Consider the following 22,921-nt stretch of genomic DNA (forward strand, 5'->3'; position numbering starts at 1 on the left):
GTAACTGCAATTCTTATTCCGAAATTTCATTAAGATTAAAGAGCCTTTTTAATCAACTCAATTAAGTTTGCGGTGTTATCATTTAATTTTAAAACTATTTCATAATCTCCATTACCCCAGTGACCTTTACCAGCAACATCCTTAGTTATTCCTTTTGGATCATCTAAAGTACCTTTCTTTTTATTTATCCAGATTTTTAATTGTTTTGTCTGGATTGTTATATCTACAACATTACTTTTCTTTTTAAAGGCTATATAATCCTTTTTAGGAACAACTTTTAAATTCTCATCAAGAGCAAGTATCTTATCTCTTAGATCTTTGTAATATTGAACTATTACACCTGTTCTATTTTTAAAATGGTCTTCTTCAGTATAAGAACCTTTTTGAGTATTGAGAGCAACAAGTTTTAATGGTTTCTTCTTTTCAGTTTTATCATTTTTATTAGAATCTTTCTTTTTATTTTGACTCATCATACTTTTTGCTTTCATCGCTGCTATTGAACTTATAGAATCCAATCGTATTTCTTCTAAATAGTCGAACAGTGGAATGAAATAATCAAAATCACTTTCTTCAAATTTTGTGCTATTTAATGAAAGTATATTCTTTGCTTTTAATTTAATATCCTCGCTTATATCGTCTATAGATTTGTTATTGAAATAGCCTTTTGATTGCTCTAATGACTCGATGTAAGCTTCTTCGAATTTGTCACAGCTATACATATTCTCAATTGTGCAATCTCCTTTAAATCCCTTAGGTTTAGGCAATGCTAAGGCGTAATAAGAATAATGCGAATAATCATTATCTTTTAATATTCTGTATTGTTTTCCTTTAATCGGTAGAAAGCCTCCTTTAGTTAATGAGCTATTACCGGCTGTGTCATTGTCATAAATGCCTATGTATAATTTGTTATTATTTAAACTGGCGTCTCTAATTCCCTTAAGCATTGGTGCGATATTCGTTTCACCTTTTAAAGAGAAAATATCAAAATCTAAAGATGGGTATTTGCTACTAAGAGCTTTGAAAGCTGTTTTTATATGCTTCAAGTCGTGTTTGCCTTCGACAAGTAAAATAATTTTTTTATCACTTGATAAAAATGAGCTTTGCTGATGTTTATTCCAAAAATCGCCTGTAAGATCATCAATGATTTCTTGTTTTTCTTTAGGTATTATTTTACCGTCATTTACCATAAATAGTGAATCATCATTTATGGATTTAGTGACTGTTGGTGAATGAGTAGTTACGACAATTTGTCTATTTGATTTATATGGATTAAAGGTTTTTATTATTTGTTCCTTGTTATTCAAATGAATATGAGCGTCAGGCTCATCCAAAATAAATAAACTATCTTCTTGACTTGCAAACTCAAATGCCGACTTAATTAGAAGTAATTTTTTCTCTCCTTCACTTAAGTCCTCTATACTAAGATGTTCATTAAAACGAATTACTATGTCAGAAATGATTTTTGTTGATTTAGGGGTGAATGCCACATAAAGTAATTTGTAAACGTCATCCGGTATATAGTCATTATCATTAATTAGTTTTTTAAATTCTTTCAACGTGTACTCACTTTTTTTATCAATTATTTTGATAAAATCGAGTACTGAGCCATCATTATATTCTGAATAATTATCCTTTTTAAATTGGAATGATATTTTATCTACTTGAGTTATACCTAAAACATCTTTAACGAACACTTTGTTATCATCTAAGTCAGAAATAATTAAAGCCAATAAAGAAATATGCCAATAAAACTTATTTAGATAAAGCATTTGCGGCATCAAAGAAACACTTTGTAACAGTCCTTGTTTGCTTGACTTATTAATATTTGAAACATAATCTCCGTAAAATGGAAAGTAACATTTGCGCCATAGTCTATCTTCCTCACCACTATATAATGCAATTACTTTTTTTGGCAAATACTGGCTTATATTTATTGTGCTAACATCATTAACAAAAGCAGTAGTTTTAGATTTCTTCTTTTCTATTTTGATGGTTTGCTGAGCTAAGTTGGTATATTCTATAAAATAGTCAAACGAGACCGTTTCTGTTTCACGATATAGACTTCTAAAAATATAACTAAGAGCTTCTAACAAATTACTTTTTCCACTCCCGTTATTACCAATTAAGGCAATGATATCTGAGCTGTGTACTAATTTGATTTCTAAATTTTTATAGCCATCAATTGCTAATTTTGTTATCTTCATTTCTGGCTAAATATTTCTTGTTCAAATTTCACTAATGCATCTTTCCTATTGTTTAATGCATTCACTTTTAAAATTTCAATACGTTGGTATATGCTTTGTAGCTTGTTAGCTATTGTATTTTGCAGTTGGATGGATGGTAGAGGAAAAATGATCTTTTTTAGATTGGTAATCCCTAACTCAGTTTGCTTAGTTGATTGTGCGGATTTAATGCTTTCTACTTGATATTGACCATACTTGCTATTAAATAAATAAGTAAAGAATAAGGGATTTACTTTTGTTTTATCTAATCTCAATAATAACAAATGACTATCGTACAAAAGATCTTCATTTTCAAAAGTAATTATTGATGCACGACCGATAGTTCCATCACCGGTAGAGTTAATTAATACATCTCCTTCTCTTGTAAAGAACTTTTTGTCAATTTTGTTATACCATTTGTCATTTACTGTTTTTACGTAGCTAAGATCTAATGCATTCCATCTATTACATTTTTGATTGAGAATAGTGCTATTACCTTCACTATCATATTTTGGACTTTTACCTCTAAATGCATCGTTGAATAATTCTGGTGAAATTGATAAAGAAGTTGTTTTATAAATATTAGACTGAAATCTTGAATTATCAATATTATATCCCCATTCGGCTATCTCTGTGTAAGACACAAAGGACAAACCTACCTTTGAAACTTTATTATCAATTTTATCTAATCCTAAATCTTTAAATAGTATTTTTTCTATTTCATTTTCTAATTGCGTTATTTCATTTTCCTGATTTTCAGCAATATCAAAATGATAATTATAATTGTCAATTATTCTCTTTTGCTCATTTATAGATGGTAAGGGTATTTTTATTTCATTGAGTAGTTGATCAGGTTTAATATATTTTCTATTTGTAGAGCCTGTTACAAATCCGTCCATATATTGATTTACCATTGGACTTTTGAATAGAAGTTGAACATAATCTATTAATACTTTAGATTTGTCTATGGTTGCAAAAGTCATATTAGAAGATGCTATACCCTTTTCAAAACGATCATCGATTATTCCAAAAGCACCATTTTTAGTGTCCACTTTACACCAAAATAAATGATCTTTAGGGGCAATTTGATAGGTTCGCATTTTTAAAGTATTGCCTTTTACAGTTCTATTGATAAATGTCCCCTTGCCATATGATCGAACACCTAAAATTCTGTATTCTTTGTGGTCAATAATTTTGGTTTTTTCAATAATTGGTTTACTCAAAAACTCACCAAATAAAACTAATGGCAATTTTTCTTTGAAAATATTTTGTAGTCTGAAATGATTTTTCACATCCCAAATTGCAAGTTCTGTATATTCTATAATTGTCAATTCTGCCATAATTATTTATAAAACAATTCTGGTTCTCTTGCTTCACTATTTTCAGATATAGGAATACGATACATTTTATTGTCTTCTACAATTTCATATTCCACCTTATTAATTATATTCCTCCAGAGCTTGTTTGAAATGCGATACTCTGTAAAGTCTTTGGCCAGTGGTACTAACTCATTTTCAATTTTTGCACCTGTTGTGCTTATTCCTGCTTTTTCTACTTCAGCTATTGGAATCTCATAATTAAAGTCTTCTTTAATTCGAGCTTTAATTTCTAAAGCTATTTGTTGCGTTAGCGTTTTTAGTTCTTGTCGCAATAGTTTCTTTTCATCTGCAGGAAGTGATTCCTTTCCTCTCAATGCTAATTTAGATTTGATAGGCGCAACTTGTGGTTGGTACTTAGCTTCAATATCTTTCTTAGCCTTCATCGCAATCTTTTTATATGATTTTGATTCTTCCTCTGTAAATTTCTTTAAGAATAGTAAGCTTGTAGTAACCGTAGCACCAGATGCAATAAACACATCTTGAGGAATAGAGGTTATGAGTAAAATTTTTGCTTTACTTTCAACAAAATCTCTGATTTTTTGAAGGTTAGAGTTGTTTAAGACGCCTTCTGGCAATACAACACCTATTCTACCTCCTGGTTTAAGTAAGTTCAAGCAACGTTCTAAAAAGAGTACTTCAGTAAGCGTAGTCATTGCACCTGTTTTGTACAAACTCAATAATGGTTTTCCTATGTTATCATTAATTTGCTTTAAAGCATTTTCATATTCCTTACCATATCGTTCTTTATACTTTGCGATTCTGCTTGTATCTCTATATTTATCAGCTTCAGTTATCTTTAAATTCTTTTCAACTCTTGCCCCAAAAGGTGGATTGGTAAGAATTACATCAAAGCGATTATCAAATATTCCATTTACATTTAATAACCCATCGTTATGATGCACACCACCGTGACCATCACCGTGCATAATCATATTCATTTTTGCTGTACGACTCATACGAGGATTAGCATCTGTACCAAAAATGCAATCGTAGCTTAATACAGTTAATCTACTCTTTGGATTAGTTATATCTAATTCTTGATTGAGTTTATTGAATAATTCATTTACAATTTCATCTACGCCTGCTTTTTTCTTTTCAGATAGCTTTTCATATTCATCCGTGTAATACAGTTTTTTTATTCTCTCTTTTTCTTGATGAATATCTTCTTCAATTTTAGCTCTTACATACTCAAAAGCTTTAATTAAAAAACCGCCAGAACCACAACAAGGATCACATATAATCTCACCTTCTTGAGGATCTAATACATCTACCATAAAATCAACTATAGTACGAGGTGTAAAGAATTGTCCTAATTCACCTCTAAATGTTCTACCTAAGAATTGCTCAAAGGCGATACCCTTAACATCATCAGATGTAGTTGAGAGATTGTACGTTTCCAGTTCTTTTACTATAGCTTCAAAGCTATTTTCACGTATTCTTATAGTTTCGTTACTATCAAATAGATCATCGTCTTTAAAATCTTCTTTTGTCCTATTGAATAATTGTTGATAAAATGGTAGTGCGTTTTTGACTCCCATTTCTTTATTTAATAATTCCTGTCTCTTTCTATTTTCTTCAAATCTTTCTTTTGAAAATATCTGCCCTTCATTATTATCTCTTTCGTATCTGATTTTAATAAATAGTATTTTACTTATTTCATCAAATGCAGCTTCTGGTGAGAGTTTGTCATTATTTCTAATGATGTTATGACATTTAAAAAGTAGTTTAGAAAATTCATCTCTGGTAAATGCTTTAGTTTGTTTTAATAAAGCTTCTACCTTCTTAGTATTGTTAATAATACTGGCATTTGGTATATCTACAACTTCGTCAAGTTCTTTAGGTAGTTTTCCTTTATTAACTCTAAATATTCTTGTCTCTTTGAGATTAGTAGTTACAAAGAAATCTGCACCTGCCCACGAAGCATAATTATAACCTTGAAAGTAATCTTCCTCACGTATGGTTATCATTTCTGCCTTACATTCAATTACAATTGCTGCGCTATTATTTTTAAGTTTATCCTCTTTAGATTTCCAGATAACTATATCTGCCATCGCTCTACCTTGACCACGTTGAGAGTTATTGACTTTAACTTCTTGAGCCATTTGCTCTGTTGAATAACCGTAATTTTCAATCAATCGCTGTATATAGAGCTGTCTTACCTTTTCTTCAGGCTTTAATACCAGCCACTTGCCTAATAGTGGTGCGTATATTTTATTGTCTTTAATTTCTATTTCTGCCATCTAATTCTTAAGTAAAATTCAATTTATAAAGTTAAAAAACATACTGACTTCTTTAACACTTTTAGTTGCTTTTCTTGAAAGGTCTATAGTGTAGATCAAGTAAGGTCTCAATATCACTCACTTTGTAGTAGATTTTATTTTCTATTTGTGAGTATGCAATGATACCTTTATTACGCCAGTTTTGTGCTGTGCTGGAACTTATATTCATTAGCTGTAAAAAGTCTGCGTTATCTATAAGTTGTGCCTGTAATGTAGTCTTTTTAATAATAGCTAATTCTGCTGTTAGCTTTTCTAAGCGTTGCTCTATTGCGTTGAGTCTTTCTTTATGTGGGTGCTGTAATTCCATAGCTTATATTTTTACCCTTGTTTTAGGGTATATTACAAGTTGTAAAACTTAGTGATTATAGATGGGCTTGTATTTTCGTTTTTAGTTTCTTTATGACCTGTTGATTAAAGGGATTTTCTTCAATCGTTTTCAATAGCTTAGAATAGTTTTTACGGTCTAATACATAACTGTGTTTATGATACTTTTTCAAGCCGTTTACGACTTCTTTATCATTCATTGCAGCCATTAGTTTTATTTCCTTAGGCTGCAAAGCAGCGTAGGGAATAATAGGTTTCTTTTTAAGCGTTGTATAGATTTCTAATAGGTTCATTAACAAATTTGTGTAATTCTCCTTGTTCACTAAATCACGTACTGTATAGATGGGTATGGCGTCCTTCTTTCGAGCATAATAATATTTTGCTTTAGCTTCTACCTCAAATCTGAAGTACGGCGCGTTTAATTGCTTTCTGTCATTATTCTTTACCTCATAGGTTTTGTCATAGCCCTTAATATTATAATTTGTTGCTTTATAGTGTGCTCCATATATTTTTGTGCCGTTGCGCATTACCTGAGGAAACTTACCCTTATAATCTGCCCAGCTTTCAAAAATTGGTTGCGCTACTTCTTGTATTACGATGCCGCAGGCAACGTATTTTACAATAGCATCGTAGATGCTGAAAGGGAAGTGGTTATCTAATATTTCTATGGCGTGCTGCGCTTTCGCGAAAGCGAACTCCTCATAGTTATTATCCATATAAAACTTATGTAATGAGTTTTTAATAATCAACTTATCGTCTTTGAGTTGCAACCAAAGATTCTTAATAACTGATTTGTAATACACGATATAACCACGATTGCTGTAATGTGGTGACCACTGTAATCCACACCATTCAAAAGGCTCTGTAGATCTTTGCACAGCCTTATGAGGCAGTTGTTGTAACTGCTTTTCTATGTGGATGGTGTCGTACAACTCACTAACTATTTCTAATGAGGTACTCTGTAGCTTGTGCGTCTATCTCGTCCTTTGTGATCTGGCGGTTGCGCTGTAGCCACTGGTCTAATTCTGTACGGTTGAAATACAACTTCTTGCCCTGTGGGCAGAAATGTGGTATTTGCTTTTGACTGGTTAATTTGTACAGGTGTGATGCGCTTATATCTAAATAGGCGGCAGCCTCATTTAGATTTAATACGTCTTTTTTGAGCAGGTTTTGCTCTTGCAACATCGTTTCGATGTTTGCGAGTTTTTGAAGAATGATTTCTTGTTCCATCGTAATGTATTTTTATGATTACGTGAACAAAGAAATTGAGATGCTTGAGCGTAGCAAAAACATCAATGACCGTGTACTGACATAAGTCAGTATAGTCATTGTTTTTTATTGCATTTCCTTAAATATTTTGTCTATGATTTCTTTTTCTTTTGGGTTACCAGTGTTTGCAGTACTCAAATTTGAACTGTTTAATACGGTAGTATTACTACTTAAAAATAACTTTGAATCTGACACATCAACAGATCTAAAACGAGTAAAGTAATCTTGCATTTTACTAATTATATATCTGAACTGGATATTTTCGCAATTCAAATGAACTTTTATATTTAAAATTGTAATGTCTTTAGCAAGTAATAGTTTATGAAATTGCTCGATACTGGTATGATCTGTTTTTAATAGATTTATCCTTAATTGTAAAGATTTAAGTACTGATAATAATTTTATATCATCACCTTTAAAACCAAAGGTTTTAATAGGTTCTTTGGGCTTGCGAGCTGCTTTAGCAGGTGCAGTCTTTAATTGTGGTGCAATCTCGTTGAAATAGGCTTTCTCGTTTTCCAACCATTTTTTGATGGTTTTTATGTATCGCTTTTCTCCTTTGGTATATTCTACGGTTAAGTCTTTTTGCTTAATTCTGTGTGACTCATTGATAAAATCAATTTTGGTCTTCTCTGCATCTGTAATGTGTCTATCTTTTACTAATTGTACCGTATCAACCGCTGATAGTAAATTATTAGTAAGATTATTTAAGTTGAGTACCAATTCTGTAGGTGTAACGATTTTAGCCTTAGTTAAGCCTAAGTATCTGTTGGTTCTCGTAGCATTCTTAATAATAGGAAACTGATTAGCGAAGTGCTTCTTAAGCTGTTCGTAAAATGGCAATTCAAATGGGAATGCTTTCAACCATTTGCTATATATACCAAAGAGTAAATTGAGATTTGTTTTCTCTTTAGCAGGTTCAGCATTCTGTAATTCCTTAAAGTAGTTTAATAATGCTTTGCGCTTGTGGTTGGGAATATCAACATCCTTGTTTTTTAAAAACAGCTCTACTAATTCTATGTAGATATGTGAACCAATAGCAGGTGTTCCCATACTCCAAGCACAAAATTCAAAATACTCTGTAATGTCCTCATACCAATCGTCATTATTAATGACCTCTAAAACTTTAAAATCAGTATACTGTACCGCACTTAAAATCCATATTGGAATATTACCATAGATAGCTTCTTTATTAAAATTAAACTTTTTAAAAAATTCTCTATGATTATCGCAGCAATTAGGAAAGCGATCTAAATAATCAGTTAATAATTTATAATTGTGTTTGTGGTTATCGCAACAATTGGGAAAATCTTCTGGTAATTCATAACCGTCAGGTTTAGGAATTTCAAAAGGATATTGAATAAAGTCCTTAGATTCTATTTCTATAAAAGGTTTTTCCATAACTCTATAAGTCTAATTGAATACGGTTAGCGGCTTCCATTTTCTTTTGGTCTATAACTTTTGCATAAATCTGCGTTGTCTTCAATTCTTTATGACCTAAAAGCTTTGATACCGTGTAAATATCTGTACCTAACGTTAATTGTAAGGTCGCATAGGTATGGCGAGCACAGTGAAACGTTATCGTTTTACTGATACCAGCTTTCATCATCCATTGTTGTAATTTGAGATTTGTCCAGGCACTATAATGTAACCCTTTAAACACGGTTTCATCATTTTCACCTTCTTCACCTAATAAATTTCTTGATTGCTCTGATATGTTTAGTGTTTCAGAACCTTTAGTTTTCTTCTGTCTGAATCTAATGTAGTGACCATTTTCTTTAGAATATTGCATTTCTGACCATACTAATTTTTCAATATCGCTCCATCTTAAACCAGTAAGACAACTAAAAATGAATGCTTTTTTAAGTTCTGGAAGTTCACATTCTACCTTGACGATTGCTTGCAATTCGTCATAGGTTAGAAACTCTCTTTGCGGATCACCTTGTTTGAATCCTTTTACTTGTTCTGCTGGATTAAGTCTTAAAATACCATCCTTTACGGCTTGTTTAAGCGCAGCATTAAACTTGCCGAAGTATGAATACTTTGTATTCAAGGAAAGTTCTTTATTTGCTCTTCCTATTGCTTTTTTGTCTAAGTACTCTTTAAACTCTTCAACAAACTTTTTATTGATTTGCTTAAAAGAAATACCCATCGGTTGGAAAGCTTTCATATGCTTAATAAGACTTAGCCAATTACCATAATTTCCCTTACTACTGCTACGTTTTTCTGCAAGTACTTCTAAATAACTTATAAAGCTACCTTTCATTTTTTCCTTATCCTGAAAGTCATATAAACCGCTCTGAATGGCAACGTGTTTTTTTGCTCTAATACTTTCTGCAAGTTCTAATGATGCTTTATTTTCATCTCGCTGAGCTTTTGTGAGCTTTCCTTGTTCTGGTTCAGGATGTAAATACAGTTTCAAATACTCGTAACTGCGATTTCCATTTTCATAGTAATCGAGGTAAAGGCTTATCTTATTTCCTTTCTTGCGTTGTCTTAAGGTAACTTTCATCTGGTACGGCTTTAGTTAAATAAGGATTCTATTTGGTATCGGGCAACAATATGTTTTCTGCCAAACGGGACAGCTTTAAGCTGGCCTCGCTTTATCATTCTTTGAATGGTCCATCTACTTACTCCAATGAGTTGTGAAGCTTCCGTAATGCTTAAAAAGTCTTTTTGATTTATTGCGGTTGTGCTTGAAGGAATAGCAACCTCTGGTTGCATTTCTTCTTTTAGAGTTGCTTGAACTTTTTCAGCACGCTTGCGTGCCTTGTAAGCGTACTTAGCGCATTTGCATCCACAGTACTTGGTTACTGTAGTTCGGGCAACAAAAGCGTTACCACAATACTGGCATTTTTTAGGAATATGTAAGTTGCTGCTCATAAATGGTGCGTTATGTAGCGAAATGGTGCAACGTGGGGCAATATGGTGCATCATTTCTCCCTTGATTGTTGCCATTGGATTTGGGCAACAAATCACAATAGTGGGCAACAGATAGGAAACAAATTTATCTTATAAACAACAAAAGGGCAACAAAAAAGAGAAGTAGATATTAAATAATATCAACAATAACAAGCAGTTACGATAAAAGAGAAAGAGGATTACTTCCCGATACAAAACTGCGAGAAAATATTACTCAGTAATTCATCATTAGTAATCTCGCCGGTAATCATTCCTATATGCTCCGCAGTAGCTTTAATGTCAATGGCAAGGAATTCACTTGAGATTTCATTGGCAATACCTTGCTGGACTTCCATGAGCGACGCGTACGCTTTTTGTAGTGCGTCGTAGTGTCTTGCATTGCTCACGATACTATCATCACCACTTAAGGCGCCACTTTGAAAGCTGGCGACAAGTGCGTCTTTTAATTCCTCAACACCAGTTCCTGATTTTGCACTTAGCGAAATGACAATTGTCTCTGGAGATCGCTTTTTTAGTTGTTTGGTAATCTCTGCATGCTCAAGGCCTGTGATTTCGTCTAGCTTATTCAAGACAACTACAACAGGTTTATCAGGAAATTTCTCTTTCATGATCTGGATGCGCATTAAACAATGCACAATCCGCGGATTGGTATTTAGTTGCGTTGCGTCAAGCAGGTAAAGCACTAGTCTTGATTGTTCTGCTTTTGCATAGCTGCGCTGGATTCCCATCGATTCAATAGTATCTGTGGTCTCACGAATTCCTGCGGTATCGATAAATCTAAAGCGTATGCCGTCAATATTAATCTCGTCCTCGATACTATCGCGCGTGGTTCCAGCAATGTCGCTTACGATGGCCTTTTCCTCATTTAGTAGGGCATTGAGTAAGGTGGATTTACCCACATTAGGCTCGCCCACAATGGCAATAGGAATTCCTGATTTGAGCACATTTCCCAGTGCAAAAGAATCTATAAGCTTACGCAGTGTTTGTTGGCTTTCAGCTAGTAATCTTTTTAAGTCATCACGATTGGCAAACTCTACATCTTCCTCGCTAAAATCTAGTTCCAGCTCAATCATACTGGAAAAATTGAGTAGCTGTGCGCGCAATTCCTGCAACTCGCTGGAAAAGCCGCCACGCATTTGTTGCAGGGCAATCTGGTGCGCGGTCTCACTTTCACTGGCGATGAGGTCTGCAACGGCTTCGGCTTGTGAGAGATCCATCTTGGCATTTAAGAATGCCTGCAGCGTGAATTCACCAGCTTTTGCTGCGCGAGAACCATTTTGCAGGCACAGTGCAATTATTTCTTGTTGTATGTAAATGGAACCGTGACATGAAATTTCCACGACGTGTTCGCCCGTATAGGACCGTGGCGCATCAAACCTTGTCAGTAGTACCTGATCTACGATTCTGTTGCCATCGTACACGCGTCCCAAAGTCACTGTATTGGGATGTAGTCTTTCAAATAGCTTTAATGATGGTCGTGAGTTAGCTTTCGCGAAAGCGGGAACAAAAACAGCCGCTGCAATCTCATGGGCATCTGGTCCAGACAAACGTATCACTGCAATGGCGCCTGAACCAGCTGGTGTGGCGAGTGCGACTATGGTATCATTTTTAAACATACCCAAAGGTACAAATGATGACGCGCACCACATAATGGCGTGCCTCGACAATTGGATTTTAATACAATGAGATTAAGGTCAGCTTTTGAGACTATTGGTGATATTTTCTTACCTTATCGATGTAATAAAAACCTATCCATCATGAAGATTTTGAATCGTGTACTATTACTTTTTATGATTTTTGCTTTCGCGAAAGCATACTCTCAAGAAAAGCTAAACTACCAACAACCATCAGAAGAAATAATGAAACTCGTGGACTATGATCGCCCGCCATGGACGCTCATCGACGATGATACAGAAAATATGGTACTGCTATACAGAGACACCTATAAATCCATCGCATCGCTGTCTGAAGAAGAGATGCGGCTAGGTGGATTGCGTATCAATCCAAAAACCAATATTGGTAGTCGCACGACTTTCTATGATAAAGTTGCCCTGCAAAAAGTAGGTTCCAAAACCTCAAAACCCGTAGCTGGATTACCAGAAAATGCCAAGCTCGCGTACATCAATTGGTCTCCTGATCAATCCATGATTGCTATGACTAATACCAATGAGACAGGAACGGCGGTCTGGATTCTTGATATAGAGAAAGGTAGTGCTCGACAGGCAACTGGATATAGTGTCAATGCAAACATGGGTAATCCCATCGACTGGTTTGAAGATGGTAGTGCGCTGTTGGTCAAGATGCTGGCAGATGATCGCAAACCACTCATTGATACCGACGTCGCCATACCAACTGGACCAACCATATCTACAAGCGACGGTTCCAAAGCGCAAAATAGAACCTATCAAGATTTATTGAAGAACCCAGCAGATGAGCACAACTTTGAACAATTGGCATTGAGTAAATTAGTCAAGGTGTCCATGGATGGAAAAGCGACTGATTTCTTGCCAGCAGCCATGTATAGAGGTGTGTCATTCTCTCCAGATGGATCTCACGTGATGGTTTCAAAGCTTCAAAAGCCATTTTCATACATCGTCACCTATGGTAGGTTCCCACAACAATCGACTGTCTATGATAATAAGGGAACGCTTGTACAGGTAGTGAATAATGTACCACTTATTGAAGAGATGCCACAAGGTTTCATGGCAGAGCGTACCGGCAAACGTGACGTGAGCTGGCGTGCTGACAAGCCACACACACTTATGTATGCAGAGGCACTTGACAACGGTGATCCAGCGATGGATGTTCCCTATCGCGATGCGGTCTATAGCTGGGAAGCACCATTTACTGATGCAACTAGCACCCTTATGTTGAAGACCAAAGATCGATTCTCTGGAATACAATTTGGCAACAAGAATACCGCAGTTGCCTATGATTACTGGTGGAATACGAGAAATACAAGAACCTACGTTTTTGATCCGTCCAATAATAAGGTGGAACCTAAAGTAATTTCAGACCGCAGCTATCAAGATGTTTATTCTGATCCAGGTGATTTTGTAACGACTAAAAATGAGTACGGCAACAATGTCCTAAAGCTAGATGGGACGACTGCTTATTTGATGGGTGATGGATACTCTGATGATGGACAGTTCCCATTTGTAAGTCAAATGAATCTCAAAACTGGAAATTCAAAAATGATGTACAAGTCGGCTTATACCGATAAGAAAGAAACACTTGTTGAAGCGCTGGACATGGATAAAGGAACGGTCCTAGTAAGAATTGAAGGACCTACGGAGTATCCTAATTACTATATACGCAATATCAAGAAAAAGAATAGTGTTGACCAGATCAGCTATTTTGAGAACCCTTTCTCAGGATTGCAAGATGTACATAAAGAATTAATTACCTACAAACGTGATGATGGTGTGGACTTGAGTGCAACGCTTTATTTGCCGCCTAATTATGATAAGTCGAGTAAGGAAAAATTGCCTATGCTGGTTTGGGCTTATCCGCGTGAATATAAGGATGCCAGCAGCGCAGGTCAAAACACTCAAAATCCTAATGAATTCATCTATCCCAGCTACGGTAGCTTTGTTTATTGGGTCATGAAAGGATATGCGGTAGTAGATGATGCTTCATTCCCTATCATAGGTGAAGGTGAAGAAGAGCCTAATGATACTTTCATACCACAATTGGTAGCCAATGGTAAAGCAGCTATTGATGCCGTTGATGAAATGGGTTATGTAGATAGAAATCGAGTAGGTGTAGGCGGTCATAGTTATGGTGCGTTTATGACGGCAAACTTGCTTGCGCATTCTGATTTATTTGCCGCTGGTATCGCACGATCTGGTGCTTATAATAGAACATTAACGCCGTTTGGTTTCCAGAGTGAGGAGCGCAACTATTGGGAAGCTCCAGATATCTACAATACGATGTCACCATTTATGAATGCAGAAAAAGTAGATGAACCTATTTTGTTAATTCATGGTCAGGCAGACAATAACAGTGGTACTTATCCTTTACAAAGTGAGCGTTATTTCAACGCTTTGAAAGGGCTAGGCGCAACAGCTAGATTAGTAATGTTACCTAAAGAAAGTCATGGTTATGCGGCCAAAGAATCTATCCTGCACGTACTTTGGGAACAAGATCAGTGGTTGGAGAAATATGTAAAGAACAAATCATCGCAGGCTGAAATTGATTCAGATGATAAAATCAAAGGAAAGCCATAGATAGACGTTGAGCATACTTAATAATTGATAAAATGCGATCCTGCTGTAGGATCGCATTTTTTGTTCAAAGATCCCAGCAAAAATGATTGAACTTAATGAAACACTGATTCATTATAACGCGAGAACCCTATTGAATACGCTCAAACCTGATAAATTGATGTTCTTGCTTACCGTCAAAACAACACAAAGACTTTGAAGTGCGATTCATATCCAATAACGAACGCAAATAAAAAGCCCATCGTGAGATGGGCTTTGAATCAACTTAGTGTATTATCAGTTTACTTTACCAGCAATCTTAGGCTTGCTGTAGCTTGATCGCTGTTTACAGTGACAAGGTAGATTCCTGTACTCAGTGAAGATACATCTAGCGTCGCTATGCCAGAGTTATCAAAAGATACCGCATTAGCTACGATAGTTTGACCCAAGGTATTTGAAACTGTAACTAGACTTTCAATACCTGACAACGAGTTTGCTTTTATAGTAACGATATCAGTACTTGCTGGATTAGGATAGATACTGAGGTTTGCTGCTAGCTCTACATCGTCATTTGAGGCAGTGCTTGACTCAAATTCAAGCGAGAATCTATCTGCTGCATCAGCATTTGTATCGGTGACCTCAAATGATACTGTGTTTTCACCATTCTCAAGTATTGTTCTAGTATTAGCAAATCGATCATTTAAGATAGCGACCATTCCACCAGGTAAGTTGCTTACATCTATTGAAAATACATAGGAGTCATTATCATAACCTCTTAGGTCTAGATCTAGAACCTCATTATTTTCTGGTAATGCTCTGTGTTCAACGCTAACAAGCTGACCATCAATAGAACGCGATAGATTTTCATCTGGATTGAAGATTTTTAATCCGTCGCGTAGATTCAAAACATTAGTATCATCAAATACGATAGATAGCTCATCATAAGTGATGACATCACTATTACCGCTGGTCAATTTCATGATAATCGATGTGGTCTGGTCATCACTAAACGTTGTGAGATTGGTGTTATTAGTACTGACATCGCCATAATCAAAACCTAAGGAAGCGGCACCATCTGCAGCTGTTGTTACAAAAAACGATTGTCCTGGTTGAATGAATTGTAATGGATTTACTACACCAGAAACATCTACGGTTTCATAGGCACCTCTAGTAGATGCGTTGGCGTTCCATACGTAGATAAAGTTAGGATTGACATTGCTTTTAGTCAACAATTCATAATCAACAACAGCCTGATAAGGATTACCTACAAGACTGAAGTTTCCTGCCGTTTCATTCAGATTATCAGCTGTAAAAGCATCGAGTTCAGGAGTTCCAGTTACTGGTAAAGTCACATTACTGTTAGGTGCTGGCGCATCAGTATCGCTCAAATCATAATTGCGATCGCCACGTACAAATATTCTAAACGGCTCACCTACGGCAAGTCCACGTACATCAGTATTGTCAACAGCATTCCATGCTTCACTTTGATTACTAGCTGTATTGTCAAATGTAAATAGAGAAGGTGCACCGCTTATCGTTGCATCAAATCCATTAGATCCATCAGTCGAACCAGTAATTTGAGTACCTATTCCAGCATCGCTGTTGCCATTGTCTTGCCAGTTTTGGTAAATGCTACCTTGACTAGCAACTGGTGACGATACAAATCTGAAAGCCCTACGGTTATTATCTGCCGCTGGAATAAATCGCTCTACCGTTATATTTCCAGTGACGGCAGCGCTTGATGTAGCAACCAATTGTGCTGTTCCAGCTGCATCGCTATCAAAAATGACCGTACCGTTATTATTCAATGCGCCGTTTAAGTTTAATACCTGTTCTCCAGCTATTGAGAGTGATCCATTTGATTCTACGGTAATTGAATTGTCAACGGTAATGTCAACATCGCCAGTAACATTATTTTTAATGATTATTTTCTCACTCGATATGGGAATTATACCATTTGTCCAGGTAGCTGTCGAGCTCCAATTACCATCGGCAATAGTTCTAGACGCTCCCGTAAAATTCAAGTTAGAAGTAAAGGTCACATCATCTGTACCTGGATTATTTGCAGGTAATCCATTACCATAACCTTCATTGCTTCTAAAAACGCCATTACCGCCAAAACCGTCCATGTAGGTAATCAAGAAATCAAAGCTGTTGGAATTAGGAATGCCTAAATCTTCCCATTTGAAAGAGAATGTGAAAGAAGCATCAGTATTGCTTGAAGGATTTCCAACCCCAACGACAAATGGGAATTCTGCATTTTCAACAAGTGTCCATAATCCACCAAAGCTCGTATTAATCGCAATAGCATAATCTGCTTCAAATCCAGCGGGAAAATTTACTACAGAGCGAGAAGCACCGTCAAATCCACCGAAACCAGCAATAGAACGCCTTAATTTATCACCCGAGCTTGGATCATTAAAATTTGCGGTAGAAGTAAAACCACCTGTTTTAGAATCAATGTAAATGACAAGCTCGTTATTAAAGTTATCGTTGGTTCCTCTGGTGAAAGTTCCAGTAACCGTCGTTCCATCATCAGTCAATTGCAGGCTACTTTGGCCAACTGGACCACCAAAACCACTATTACCATTACCAGAATAAGAACTTTGAGCACCGCTCAAGAATCCAACTGCAATGGCGATGAATAAAGTCAAAAAGTAATGTTTCTTCATGTCTTGAAATTTTAATCAAATATATCTTAATAAACGTAAAGTTATTCGATTGGATATGCGCTTAGACCTTAATTTTAAAGTCTTTATCGATTTTTCACCACCTTACACAGTATCTCTTTACGATCAAAGACTTCCTGACTTGAATTGTTGCTTTAAATGATTCCGCTTTCGCGAAAGCGGAACCCTAAATCATCTTTACGCTACTTAACAGCATCCTATATTTGAATTATGTATTCTAAGGAAGAAGCAAAGCAAGTGCGTCAGGATTTCTGGACGTTTTTTGGGAAGCGATATGATCGCAAGTGGTTGCTGTACAATACTGGCATTAAAGACCTAGTGCTCAAGTTTGAGTTTGAGGATAACCGTGCGATTGTAGGCATTGATTTAATGCACGACGATCAATTTTATAGAGAATACTATTTTGATAAATTACTGTCCTTAAAGGCCTTAATGTTTGAGGAAGTAAGTCAGGAATTAATCTTTGATCCAGATTATAGGACCGAGTCTGGTAAGATCATATCACGTATTTATGTATACTTAGACAATGTAAAAATCCAACGTAAAACAGACTGGCCGGCAGTATACAATTTCTACTATAAATACATGGATAGATTGGAACAATTCTATCTAGAGTATCGCGATTTTGTCAAGAATTGATACGCTCTTGCAAATGTTTAATGGTACGCATTACTTGTTTTAATCCTTCAGGATAAAGTGTTTCAAATTGCTCAAAAAGTGCAGGTATTTTTTCTACCTCGTCAGTTTCTTTAGCTCGGGTTTCTATTTCTTGTAGTAAAGTAGTTTCTTCCTGCATCCCTAGCATGCGGTAGCTAGATTTAACTTTATGGGCCAGCAATCCACTGGCATGATAATCCTGTTGAGCCATGTGCTGTTTGAGGTCATCGTAATCTTGAGGTACCTCTTGCATGAACATTTCTAGCACAGCTACAAATGTCTCTGGATCATCACCAAAGGAATCGTGTAATTGCTCTAATTCTAAAATTTCTTTTTTACTCATACTCATTACTATTTATCCTAGCCAGCCATCACGGTCTAGACTTCTATATTGTATGGCCTCTGCGATATGTGTTCCTGTCACTGCGTCAGATTCTTCTAGATCTGCGATGGTTCTTGCAACTTTAAGTATTCGATCATAAGCTCTAGCGCTTAAATTTAAGCGTTCCATGGCATTTTTAAGCATGTCTTTACTAGCATCATCAAGTTTACAGTGCTTACGTATTTCTTTGGTGCCCATTTGTGCATTGTAATGGGTCTTGTCGCTTTCTTTAAATCGTGCCGTTTGAATGTCTCTTGCAGCAGTCACGCGTTTTCGAATGACTGTCGATTTTTCTGCTGGTCGTTCCTCAGTGAGTTTTTCAAACGGTACTGGTGTTACCTCGATGTGAATGTCGATTCTATCCAATAGCGGCCCAGAAATTTTGCTCAGGTACCGCTGCATTTCGGCAGGGCTGCTTTGTACAGGTGCGTTCGGATCATTAAAATAGCCGCCTGGACTCGGGTTCATACTGGCAACTAACATAAAACTTGATGGATAGGTGATCGTGAACTTAGCTCGTGAGATGGTTACTTCACGATCTTCTAGCGGTTGTCGCATGACTTCAAGCACCGTACGTTTAAATTCAGGAAGTTCATCTAGAAACAAAACACCATTGTGACTTAACGATATCTCGCCAGGTTGCGGATAGGCGCCGCCGCCGACAAGTGCGACGTCAGAAATTGTGTGGTGCGGACTTCTAAAGGGACGCTGTGCCATCAATCCAGACTTTTCCAGCGTTCTGCCAGCGACGCTATGGATTTTGGTGGTTTCTAGCGCTTCTTGCAAGGTCATTGGCGGTAGGATAGACGGCAAGCGCTTTGCCAGCATAGTTTTTCCTGCGCCTGGTGGCCCGATCAAGATGATGTTGTGGCCGCCTGCGGCGGCAATCTCCATACATCGTTTGATGGACTCTTGACCTTTCACATCAGCAAAATCAAATTCTGGATGTTCCAGTGCTTGAAAAAATTCATCTCTAGTATCTACAATGGTTTCTTCTAGTGGCGCATCCTTATCAAAGAAGTTAATGACTTCAGAAATATTTTCGACACCGTACACAGCCAGATCATTGACAATCGCTGCCTCGCGGGCATTTTGTTTAGGTAGAATAAATCCCTTAAATCCTTCTTCTCTCGCTTTTATGGCGATGGGCAATGCTCCTTTTATAGGTTGTAGTGTGCCATCCAGCGAGACCTCGCCCATGATGATGTACTTATCTAGATCACCAGCTTGTATCAATCCAGCCGAAACCATAATACCGATAGCAATAGGTAAGTCATAAGCGCTGCCTTCCTTGCGCAAATCTGCTGGTGATAGGTTTATTATGAGCTTCTTGCCAGGCATTTTATAGCCCACGTTTGACAATGCGGCAGCAATACGATAAGAACTCTCACTAATAGCTTTATCGGGTAATCCAACAAGGTGATAACCTATACCAGTCGCAGCATTAACCTCGACGGTGATTGTTTGCGCCTCAACGCCAAAAACAGCACTACCATAAACTTTAGTCAGCATTGAAATACTTTAGATTCTGCAAAATATAATAATAGTACCCATATGAACAAACTTTAATGGTAGCACGACTACTTCAATTTGTAGGTTTTAGCTTACGCAGTTGATGTTTTTTTCTATATTTGTTTAGATAATTTGTTAAAACCGCCAATATTCTTAAACGCCTACTACTCATACCACTATTTAATATGTTCCTATTTGCCATCTTCCAAGGGATCGTATTTTATTTGTGTGAATATGTGTTAGACCTACATGGTTTGGCATTAATTGTAGTTGCAGGGATTACGGGATTTCTACAATTTGTCTTGTGCATTATCATGACCGTGGTGGCAAATTACCGCGACATGTGGGCACAAATGAGATTAGGTTGGTGTATATCCGGCTTTTTACTCCTCGCCGTTGGCTTTTCCTACTATAATTTCTTACTGGAATATTAAATCGTTTTTTGACTGGATGTTGATGGGTTGGTAACTATTTTGCTTTCGCGAAAGCATAATCACGACTATCTTTAAAACATGAAAACACTACTGGACAGCATCAAGCAGCGTCGATCGATTTTTCCTGCATCATATACAGGAGAGCCCATCGCCATACGAGATCTCAATCAAATCCTAGAAGCAGGCCGCTGGGCACCTAATCATAAAAAGACAGAGCCATGGAGATATGTTGTAATTACTGGTGATGCGAGAGTGCGATTGAGTGAATTTATGACCTCGCAAAAGGCGATATCAAAGGGTAAACCAAAAAGCTTCAAAATTAAAAGGCTCAAGGAAAAATTTAAAAAATCTACGGCTATCATTTTAATTTTTATGCATCGCGATCCCAAAGAGCGAATCCCTGAATGGGAAGAAATTGCTGCGGTATCGATGAGCGTGCAAAATATGTGGCTCACCGCTCATGATCTAGGTCACGGCTGTTATTGGAGCTCACCTAAAAAAGGTGTGGACATGTCTCAATTTGATGGTGTACCAGCTACCCAGCATGATTCATTTCTAGGATTTTTATATCTAGGTAAGGTTGACGAGCAACCTAGCGATTTGCCAGACCGCAAGTCACTTGATGAAGTAGTCACATTTCTAGAGTCCTAAGACTCATTTATTGGGCCTGATTTATAGTTTTAAAGGCTGATTTTCAAAACGTTAATTATTGACCGTCAATCGATTGAATAATCGTATTTTTGCAAAATAATTAAATGAAGTTATTTGAAAAATTTTGAAGCCTTAGGGCTCTCACAACCGTTACTTGACGGTCTCGCTGAAATGGGATTTGAAACCCCAACTGAGATTCAGCAACAGTCCATTCCCATTTTATTGCAACATGATGGAGACTTTATAGGTCTCGCGCAAACCGGTACGGGAAAAACTGCTGCTTTTGGTTTACCCTTATTGGATCTTATAGATATTAATTCTCGTGATACGCAGGCATTAATCCTAGCGCCCACGAGAGAACTTGCTCAACAAATTTGTGGGCAAATGGAGCAAATGTCCCAGAAGATGGGCAAGCTTAATGTGGTACCAGTTTTTGGTGGTGCTAGTATCATGAACCAGATACGTGACATACGTCGTGGCGCACAAATTGTGGTTGCCACGCCTGGTCGTCTCATGGATCTTATGAAGCGTAAGGAAGTCAAACTGGATTCCCTTAAATACATGGTCCTAGATGAGGCCGACGAGATGCTCAACATGGGCTTCAAGGAAGATATTGACTTTATCCTTTCAAAAAGTGATACCGGTAGAAATATCTGGCTCTTTAGTGCTACCATGGCACGTGAGATCAAGCGTATTGTTGATACTTACATGGTGCAGCCAGAAGAGGTGCGCATCAATAGAGAAAATATTGTAAACACAAATATTGAGCACCAGTCAGTACAGCTCAAGGCGTCTGATAAAATTGAAGCCTTGAGACGTTACCTTGACTATAATCAAGACATGTTCGGTGTGGTTTTTTGTCGCACAAAACGTGATACACAAAAAGTAGCAGACGAGCTTAATAATAATGGTTATGCAACTGAAGCCTTGCACGGCGACATGTCACAAGCGCAGCGTGATGCTGCGATGAAGAGATTCCGTAATAAGAATTTGAAGTTGCTTATTGCGACTGATGTTGCTGCTCGTGGTATCGATGTAGATGATATCACACACGTGATTCACTTTGCCTTGCCCGACGACCCAGAATTCTATACGCACCGCTCTGGTCGTACCGCACGTGCTGGTAAGAAAGGAGTATCACTTGCATTGATTACCAAAGGTGATAACCGAAAACTCAAATACATCGCTAGCAAGCTAGGTATTGAATTTGCTAAAGGTGAGGTGCCTGCTCTAGATGCGATTACTGAAAAGCGCATCGCACGCTGGTCAGAAAATTTAAAGAAGCAAGAAATCAATCCTAAGATTAGCGATGAGTTGATGAATGATGTGGTTGCTCAATTTGAGGAATTATCTAAGGAAGATCTCATTGCTAGATTGCTTACTAAGGAATACAACAGTATTTACAAGCGCAATTCCATCAAGGATGTAAACGACAGGAGTAAAGCTCGTGACGACGATCGCGGTGGTCGCAGAGAGCGCGGCCGCAAGAATGATAGAGGTAAGGAAGAAGGAATGAAGACTTTCTTCGTCAATCTAGGTCGCAAGGACAACATCAATAAAGGAGCCTTGCTAGGTTATATTTGTGATGTTACTGGTATTTCAGGTAATGATGTAGGTCGTATCGTGCTTGACGGTGCTCATTCTTTTATGGATGTAAAAGAAGAGGTTGCTGGCCAGATGCTCAAACTCAATGGTACCAATAGAGATGGTCGTGAATTAAGAGTTGACGAACACCACGGTAAAGTAGTAGAGACTAGAGATAGAGGTGGCCGCAGTGGTGGTGGTTATAAAGGCAAGAGAGATTCTGGAGGTGGCTTTAAAGGTCGCAGATCAGACCGCGACGATTCATCATCAAGATCGGGTGGTTTTAAGGGCCGTAGTAGAAGTAATGATGATCGATCTTCTAGATCCTCATCTGATGGTGGATCTAAACCAAAAGGCGGCAAGAAGGGCTCAGGACGATCAAAGTTCTTCGGTAAGAAATGGGATTAGACC

Annotated in this window: 17 protein-coding genes; 4 read left to right on the forward strand and 13 right to left on the reverse strand. The window is 37.1% G+C overall.

Annotated features, from left to right (window positions below; genetic code table 11):
* Window positions 1–35: 35 nt before the first annotated feature.
* From EJ995_RS07620 to mnmE, 10 genes are all read right to left on the reverse strand, one after another.
* The gene (locus tag EJ995_RS07620) at window positions 36–2,204 is read right to left on the reverse strand and encodes an AAA family ATPase (protein WP_126447213.1); all 2,169 of its coding nucleotides are present in this window, start codon (window positions 2,202–2,204) and stop codon (window positions 36–38) included.
* Complete coding sequence (locus tag EJ995_RS07625; RefSeq protein ID WP_126447215.1) at window positions 2,201–3,562, reverse strand: restriction endonuclease subunit S; 1,362 nt, start codon at window positions 3,560–3,562, stop codon at window positions 2,201–2,203. Before EJ995_RS07625 ends, EJ995_RS07620 begins: the two co-directional genes overlap by 4 nt.
* 2 nt (window positions 3,563–3,564) lie before the next feature.
* Window positions 3,565–5,841 (reverse strand): N-6 DNA methylase, encoded by a 2,277-nt coding sequence (locus EJ995_RS07630; protein ID WP_126447217.1) that lies wholly within the window; start codon window positions 5,839–5,841, stop codon window positions 3,565–3,567.
* A gap of 61 nt (window positions 5,842–5,902) precedes the next feature.
* Window positions 5,903–6,187, reverse strand: a complete 285-nt coding sequence (locus EJ995_RS07635; RefSeq protein WP_126447219.1) for a helix-turn-helix domain-containing protein — start codon at window positions 6,185–6,187, stop codon at window positions 5,903–5,905.
* Between the two features lie 55 nt (window positions 6,188–6,242).
* Complete coding sequence (locus tag EJ995_RS07640; RefSeq protein WP_126447221.1) at window positions 6,243–7,136, reverse strand: hypothetical protein; 894 nt, start codon at window positions 7,134–7,136, stop codon at window positions 6,243–6,245.
* Between the two features lie 4 nt (window positions 7,137–7,140).
* Window positions 7,141–7,434 (reverse strand): helix-turn-helix domain-containing protein, encoded by a 294-nt coding sequence (locus tag EJ995_RS07645; protein WP_126447223.1) that lies wholly within the window; start codon window positions 7,432–7,434, stop codon window positions 7,141–7,143.
* Window positions 7,435–7,539: 105 nt separating this feature from the next.
* On the reverse strand, window positions 7,540–8,874 hold the full coding sequence (locus tag EJ995_RS07650) for a DUF6617 family protein (RefSeq protein ID WP_126447225.1): 1,335 nt from the start codon (window positions 8,872–8,874) through the stop codon (window positions 7,540–7,542).
* A 4-nt stretch (window positions 8,875–8,878) separates the two neighbouring features.
* Complete coding sequence (locus tag EJ995_RS07655; RefSeq protein ID WP_126447227.1) at window positions 8,879–9,985, reverse strand: site-specific integrase; 1,107 nt, start codon at window positions 9,983–9,985, stop codon at window positions 8,879–8,881.
* 11 nt (window positions 9,986–9,996) lie between these two features.
* The gene (locus EJ995_RS07660) at window positions 9,997–10,431 is read right to left on the reverse strand and encodes a helix-turn-helix domain-containing protein (protein WP_241234612.1); all 435 of its coding nucleotides are present in this window, start codon (window positions 10,429–10,431) and stop codon (window positions 9,997–9,999) included.
* 143 nt (window positions 10,432–10,574) lie between these two features.
* Window positions 10,575–12,011, reverse strand: coding sequence for a tRNA uridine-5-carboxymethylaminomethyl(34) synthesis GTPase MnmE (gene mnmE, locus EJ995_RS07665; protein WP_126447229.1), 1,437 nt, complete (start codon window positions 12,009–12,011; stop codon window positions 10,575–10,577).
* A gap of 141 nt (window positions 12,012–12,152) precedes the next feature.
* On the opposite strand from mnmE, the gene EJ995_RS07670 reads away from it, so the two are divergent.
* The gene (locus EJ995_RS07670; protein ID WP_126447231.1) at window positions 12,153–14,624 is read left to right on the forward strand and encodes an alpha/beta hydrolase family protein; all 2,472 of its coding nucleotides are present in this window, start codon (window positions 12,153–12,155) and stop codon (window positions 14,622–14,624) included.
* 278 nt (window positions 14,625–14,902) lie between these two features.
* Here the strand turns inward: EJ995_RS07670 and EJ995_RS07675 are convergent, their stop codons facing one another.
* Complete coding sequence (locus tag EJ995_RS07675) at window positions 14,903–17,272, reverse strand: T9SS type A sorting domain-containing protein (RefSeq protein WP_126447233.1); 2,370 nt, start codon at window positions 17,270–17,272, stop codon at window positions 14,903–14,905.
* Between the two features lie 228 nt (window positions 17,273–17,500).
* On the opposite strand from EJ995_RS07675, the gene EJ995_RS07680 reads away from it, so the two are divergent.
* Complete coding sequence (locus EJ995_RS07680; protein ID WP_126447235.1) at window positions 17,501–17,929, forward strand: DUF4268 domain-containing protein; 429 nt, start codon at window positions 17,501–17,503, stop codon at window positions 17,927–17,929.
* Here EJ995_RS07680 and EJ995_RS07685 read toward each other — a convergent pair.
* Together EJ995_RS07685 and EJ995_RS07690 are read right to left on the reverse strand one after the other, a co-directional pair.
* Complete coding sequence (locus tag EJ995_RS07685) at window positions 17,919–18,290, reverse strand: Hpt domain-containing protein (protein WP_164549894.1); 372 nt, start codon at window positions 18,288–18,290, stop codon at window positions 17,919–17,921. The two genes, EJ995_RS07680 and EJ995_RS07685, sit on opposite strands and share 11 nt — an antisense overlap.
* A 12-nt stretch (window positions 18,291–18,302) precedes the next feature.
* A complete protein-coding gene (locus EJ995_RS07690) occupies window positions 18,303–19,841 on the reverse strand; it encodes a YifB family Mg chelatase-like AAA ATPase (RefSeq protein WP_126447239.1) in 1,539 nt (512 codons plus the stop codon).
* A gap of 512 nt (window positions 19,842–20,353) precedes the next feature.
* On the opposite strand from EJ995_RS07690, the gene EJ995_RS07695 reads away from it, so the two are divergent.
* Window positions 20,354–20,926, forward strand: a complete 573-nt coding sequence (locus EJ995_RS07695) for a nitroreductase family protein (RefSeq protein WP_126447241.1) — start codon at window positions 20,354–20,356, stop codon at window positions 20,924–20,926.
* A 114-nt stretch (window positions 20,927–21,040) separates the two neighbouring features.
* Window positions 21,041–22,918, forward strand: coding sequence for a DEAD/DEAH box helicase (locus EJ995_RS07700; protein WP_126447243.1), 1,878 nt, complete (start codon window positions 21,041–21,043; stop codon window positions 22,916–22,918).
* Window positions 22,919–22,921: the final 3 nt, after the last annotated feature.

Origin of the sequence: Nonlabens ponticola, assembly GCF_003966335.1 — a bacterium.
GTDB lineage: Bacteria > Bacteroidota > Bacteroidia > Flavobacteriales > Flavobacteriaceae > Nonlabens > Nonlabens ponticola.

Bases quoted from the DNA above. Each gene is read 5' to 3' on its own strand.
- EJ995_RS07620 (WP_126447213.1), bottom strand. From the start codon at position 2,204: ATGAAGATAACAAAATTAGCAATTGATGGCTATAAAAATTTAGAAATC.
- EJ995_RS07625 (WP_126447215.1), bottom strand. From the start codon at position 3,562: ATGGCAGAATTGACAATTATAGAATATACAGAACTTGCAATTTGGGAT.
- EJ995_RS07630 (WP_126447217.1), bottom strand. From the start codon at position 5,841: ATGGCAGAAATAGAAATTAAAGACAATAAAATATACGCACCACTATTA.
- EJ995_RS07635 (WP_126447219.1), bottom strand. From the start codon at position 6,187: ATGGAATTACAGCACCCACATAAAGAAAGACTCAACGCAATAGAGCAA.
- EJ995_RS07645 (WP_126447223.1), bottom strand. From the start codon at position 7,434: ATGGAACAAGAAATCATTCTTCAAAAACTCGCAAACATCGAAACGATG.
- EJ995_RS07650 (WP_126447225.1), bottom strand. From the start codon at position 8,874: ATGGAAAAACCTTTTATAGAAATAGAATCTAAGGACTTTATTCAATAT.
- EJ995_RS07655 (WP_126447227.1), bottom strand. From the start codon at position 9,985: ATGAAAGTTACCTTAAGACAACGCAAGAAAGGAAATAAGATAAGCCTT.
- EJ995_RS07660 (WP_241234612.1), bottom strand. From the start codon at position 10,431: ATGGCAACAATCAAGGGAGAAATGATGCACCATATTGCCCCACGTTGC.
- mnmE (WP_126447229.1), bottom strand. From the start codon at position 12,011: ATGTTTAAAAATGATACCATAGTCGCACTCGCCACACCAGCTGGTTCA.
- EJ995_RS07670 (WP_126447231.1), top strand. From the start codon at position 12,153: ATGAAGATTTTGAATCGTGTACTATTACTTTTTATGATTTTTGCTTTC.
- EJ995_RS07675 (WP_126447233.1), bottom strand. From the start codon at position 17,272: ATGAAGAAACATTACTTTTTGACTTTATTCATCGCCATTGCAGTTGGA.
- EJ995_RS07680 (WP_126447235.1), top strand. From the start codon at position 17,501: ATGTATTCTAAGGAAGAAGCAAAGCAAGTGCGTCAGGATTTCTGGACG.
- EJ995_RS07685 (WP_164549894.1), bottom strand. From the start codon at position 18,290: ATGAGTAAAAAAGAAATTTTAGAATTAGAGCAATTACACGATTCCTTT.
- EJ995_RS07690 (WP_126447239.1), bottom strand. From the start codon at position 19,841: ATGCTGACTAAAGTTTATGGTAGTGCTGTTTTTGGCGTTGAGGCGCAA.
- EJ995_RS07695 (WP_126447241.1), top strand. From the start codon at position 20,354: ATGAAAACACTACTGGACAGCATCAAGCAGCGTCGATCGATTTTTCCT.